Annotated in this window: 6 protein-coding genes; 1 reads left to right on the top strand and 5 read right to left on the bottom strand. The window is 59.2% G+C overall.

Translation table 11 applies throughout. The features are described 5' to 3' along the window. The first annotated feature begins 5 nt into the window (after positions 1-5). Entirely contained in the window at positions 6-179 is a 174-nt protein-coding gene (locus ACP5E6_RS17435) for a molybdopterin-dependent oxidoreductase (RefSeq protein WP_427956362.1), read from the top strand. 48 nt (positions 180-227) lie between these two features. Here the strand turns inward: ACP5E6_RS17435 and ACP5E6_RS17430 are convergent, their stop codons facing one another. From ACP5E6_RS17430 to ACP5E6_RS17410, 5 genes are all read right to left on the bottom strand, one after another. Continuing rightward, on the bottom strand, positions 228-392 hold the full coding sequence (locus ACP5E6_RS17430) for an iron dependent repressor, metal binding and dimerization domain protein (protein WP_427956359.1): 165 nt from the start codon (positions 390-392) through the stop codon (positions 228-230). Between the two features lie 24 nt (positions 393-416). After that, entirely contained in the window at positions 417-950 is a 534-nt protein-coding gene (locus tag ACP5E6_RS17425) for a GNAT family N-acetyltransferase (RefSeq protein ID WP_427956356.1), read from the bottom strand. Beyond that, the gene (locus ACP5E6_RS17420) at positions 950-1,246 is read right to left on the bottom strand and encodes a DUF1778 domain-containing protein (RefSeq protein ID WP_427956353.1); all 297 of its coding nucleotides are present in this window, start codon (positions 1,244-1,246) and stop codon (positions 950-952) included. Before ACP5E6_RS17420 ends, ACP5E6_RS17425 begins: the two co-directional genes overlap by 1 nt. 147 nt (positions 1,247-1,393) lie before the next feature. Next, positions 1,394-2,032 (bottom strand): DNA oxidative demethylase AlkB, encoded by a 639-nt coding sequence (alkB, locus tag ACP5E6_RS17415; RefSeq protein ID WP_427956350.1) that lies wholly within the window; start codon positions 2,030-2,032, stop codon positions 1,394-1,396. Positions 2,033-2,392: 360 nt separating this feature from the next. Continuing rightward, on the bottom strand, positions 2,393-3,289 hold an 897-nt coding region (locus ACP5E6_RS17410), incomplete at its 5' end, for a DUF2786 domain-containing protein (protein WP_427956348.1).

Genomic DNA, 3,289 nt, shown 5'->3' with positions numbered 1-3,289 from the left:
TCGACATGCGGAGCGCCCTGCAATCGCAAACCATCCTCGCCCTCGATTTCGAAAACAGACCGCTCACTCCGGAATGGGGCGCACCCTTGCGCCTGCGCATCCCGACCAAGCTCGGCTATAAAAGTGCCAAAAACCTGCAATCGATCGAGGTGACCAACAAATACCCCGGTGGGTACTAGGAGAAGCAGGGCTGCGACTGGTTCGCCGGCGTTTGATGAAAAAGCCGATCAACTCCGGTTGGAGTCGATGAACTTTGTCAATGCACGCCAAGTCACGTCGAATACAAAGTGCTCCATGCCCTCTGCATCCGTCTCCGCCGCCTCCACAGGCACTCCGAGTTTTTTTAAAAAATCGACCGGCACCCGAGGCCGCCTGCGGGCCGTATCTGCCATCTGACGACAGTGAGGCGCAAAACTCTAGTGATCATGAGCAGCGGAATCTGCGGCTTTCAGCGAGCTCGCGATGTCGGCGATGGACCGGAACAGTACCAGCGCGTCATCCTTGGACGGTAGAAAGCCGCGGCGACACCAGAACGATGCCGCATCTTCATCGACGGCATTGACGACGAGCGCCCGCCCGCCGATCAATGCGGCACCATTCACACTACGGGCAAGTGCATGGTTGAACAGTCCGGTGCCAATGCCCTGCCCGACCCATGCCTGATCGGTTGCCAGTTGGCCCAGCAAAATGCACGGCATAGGGTTCGGCGGCTGACCAGTGCGGATCGAGCGAGGCAGGGCTGTCGGTATAATCGCGGTCGGCGCCAAGCCGTAGTAGCCAACGACACGGTTCGCCACGTGAACGACGATGACCACGGTAAACCCCTTCTGCTGATTGGCCAGAGACCGCGTTTTCAGCCAATGATCGAGCGTAGGTTTGCCGCAGGAGAACCGGGATAGGTCATGGCAGGAATTCAGCAATTCAGGAGCAGAGAGCGTCGGTTGAGCCATCAACGCTTCGTCGCGCCCCTCTCCCACGGTGCTTTATGGCGGAGGGACGCCACCATCTCGGGGACAGGTGCGGCGGGGGCCGAGACGGCTTTGACGAACGCCTTGAAGCCCTCCGGGGTCATGCGCAGCAGCGCGCTTTCCATGAGAACCTCTTCGGCGGCACGTACCGCGGCGTCCCGCACAAAGTCGGTCCGCGACCGGCCTCGCAGATCGGCAGCGCGATCGATGATCGCAAGGTCGCCTTCCGGGAGTCGCATCGAGAGCGGGTAATCTTTGCGTTTGGTCGCGCCGATCATGCTGGTCTCCTCCGTCGTGGCAAGCATGTATTAGATTGTAGCGTATTCTACAATACACTACTAGGTCCGAGTATGCGTTCTTTCATCGGTGGCGCGCAGATCTGGAGATGGTTGATTAAAGCGGACTGGAAAACACGCGTGCGGCGATCAGGTCGCTTTACGAAAGGTTAGGTTAAATCGGAAACTCCCCGTCGCTGGGTGACTGCTCAGGTCAAGGGTGTCGATGCCATGAAAGGTGAGACGTGCGGGGCCGCCCCAAACAACAACATCGCCATGTTGCAGAATGATCCGCCGGGGGCGATCAAGGCGCTTTTCACCACCCCATAAGAACCGCGCGTCGACGCCAAGCGAAACCGAGACGATTGGCTGGTCGAGGTTGCGCTCATCGCGGTCCTGGTGAAGAGAAAGCTTTGCACCTGGTTCATATCGATTGATCAAGCATGCCTCTGGCATAAAGTCCTGGAAATCAGCGGTGGCCGCCGCATGTCGCGAGAGTTCGGTGAAGACCAACGGCATTTTCGGCCAGGCCTTGCCGGTGCAGGGATCGATTTCGTCGTAGCGGTAACCACGTCGGTCGGACACCCAGCCGAGTCGTCCGGCATTGGTCATCGCCACGGACATGCGCCGACCCCCTGGCGTTTCGAGGTGCCGAAACGGTGCTACCGCAGCAATTGTCGCGATCGCATCAAGGAGTACTGGGCCGTTCGCCAATGCAAACCCACCGAGCAGGCAGGCGCCTGGGTCGAGGGGGAGGAAGGTCCGATCCTCCCCAAAGAGATCATCCATGACTGTCCCGCCTAACAAGCATGCTCAATGTGACCTCCCATATCCCCAAATCGCTAGCATCTGTCGCGATCCGATATATCGAACGCCCTTAAATTTCCAACAGATCCCGGCACGAATATCGGTCGCAATCGCTGGCGGCGTTGATCCAACGCGGAATTTTGAATTGGTCGCTATCGAGCGTGCAGCGGCAGAGCATATCCCGTTCCATTCCAAAAATGCATATCGCCGGTTCCACTCTCATAGATACCTATGACCAAACGTCGTTCCTCCTGGAATCGATCGGACCATCCCTCATCGCCATCATCAAATCAAAGAGAGCAGCCTGGCGTCTCTCCGTGGATGTTTTTGTTGCGACGACTTTCATGATCCCGAAGCGATAGCGGAGACGACCTCGAACCGTTCGCCGGCCTCCTGTCCGGCCGCGTAAGCGTCGCTGAGGACGCGTTTGCCCCGGCTAACCGACTTCGCCGTAAGGTTGAGACCGAGCTTTGCCAGTTCATCCTCGACCACCGCCGCCTTGACCGGCACGAGATCACGTCCCGAGGCGCTGCGGTTCACCTTGTCGCGGACTGTGCGCAAACTACGGAGCTTGGCGGTAATGCCGCGCGACAAACCATATTGGAAGGAGTTGGTGGCGCTGCGGCGGTCCCCGGCCATCTTCCGGTAGAGATCACCCCGCCGAAATCCATCAGTTTCGGTCGCAAAAGCCCGCTCCACCAGCTCGTAGAGATACTGCGCGGCGACCACATCGGCGCGCAGACCGAAGAAGATGTAACGGAATCCGGCGTTATGCGGGCGTTCCGCCCAGACCCGGCAGTCGAAGAATGCCGCAATTCCCGGGATGCAATCGTCGATCGGTCCCATACGTCGACGATCGGTCTGAATGCCGATCCCTTCACAGGGCTGGGCCTGAAGCTCCAATTCACTGAGCGACAGGCCATAGCGATCAAGCAGTTCGGCGACTTTTTCGGCTGCCGCCAGCGCTTCCTGTTCGGTGCATCCCTGTTCGACAGTCTTGGCCCGCAGGCCTTGGATGCGCTGAACCAGACGATCGAGCGCAGGATCCCCGCCAACCGGTGTCGCGGTGTGCCGCGGTCGGAGACGATCGAACAAGGCACGGGTCTCAGCTGGCAATGTTTTGTGGGCAATCTGATGATTGATTGCTGCCGCGATCGCGTCGACGGACAGACGATCCATGCCATTGCCCGCTCGCAGATGGACGGTCTCAAGAAGAACCCCGATCACGCGTTCCGCGCC

Source organism: Acidiphilium sp. (assembly GCF_049977125.1).
GTDB lineage: Bacteria > Pseudomonadota > Alphaproteobacteria > Acetobacterales > Acetobacteraceae > Acidiphilium.
The sequence above is the reverse complement of the archived record's forward strand: the minus strand, read 5'-3'. Positions and strand labels throughout refer to the sequence as shown.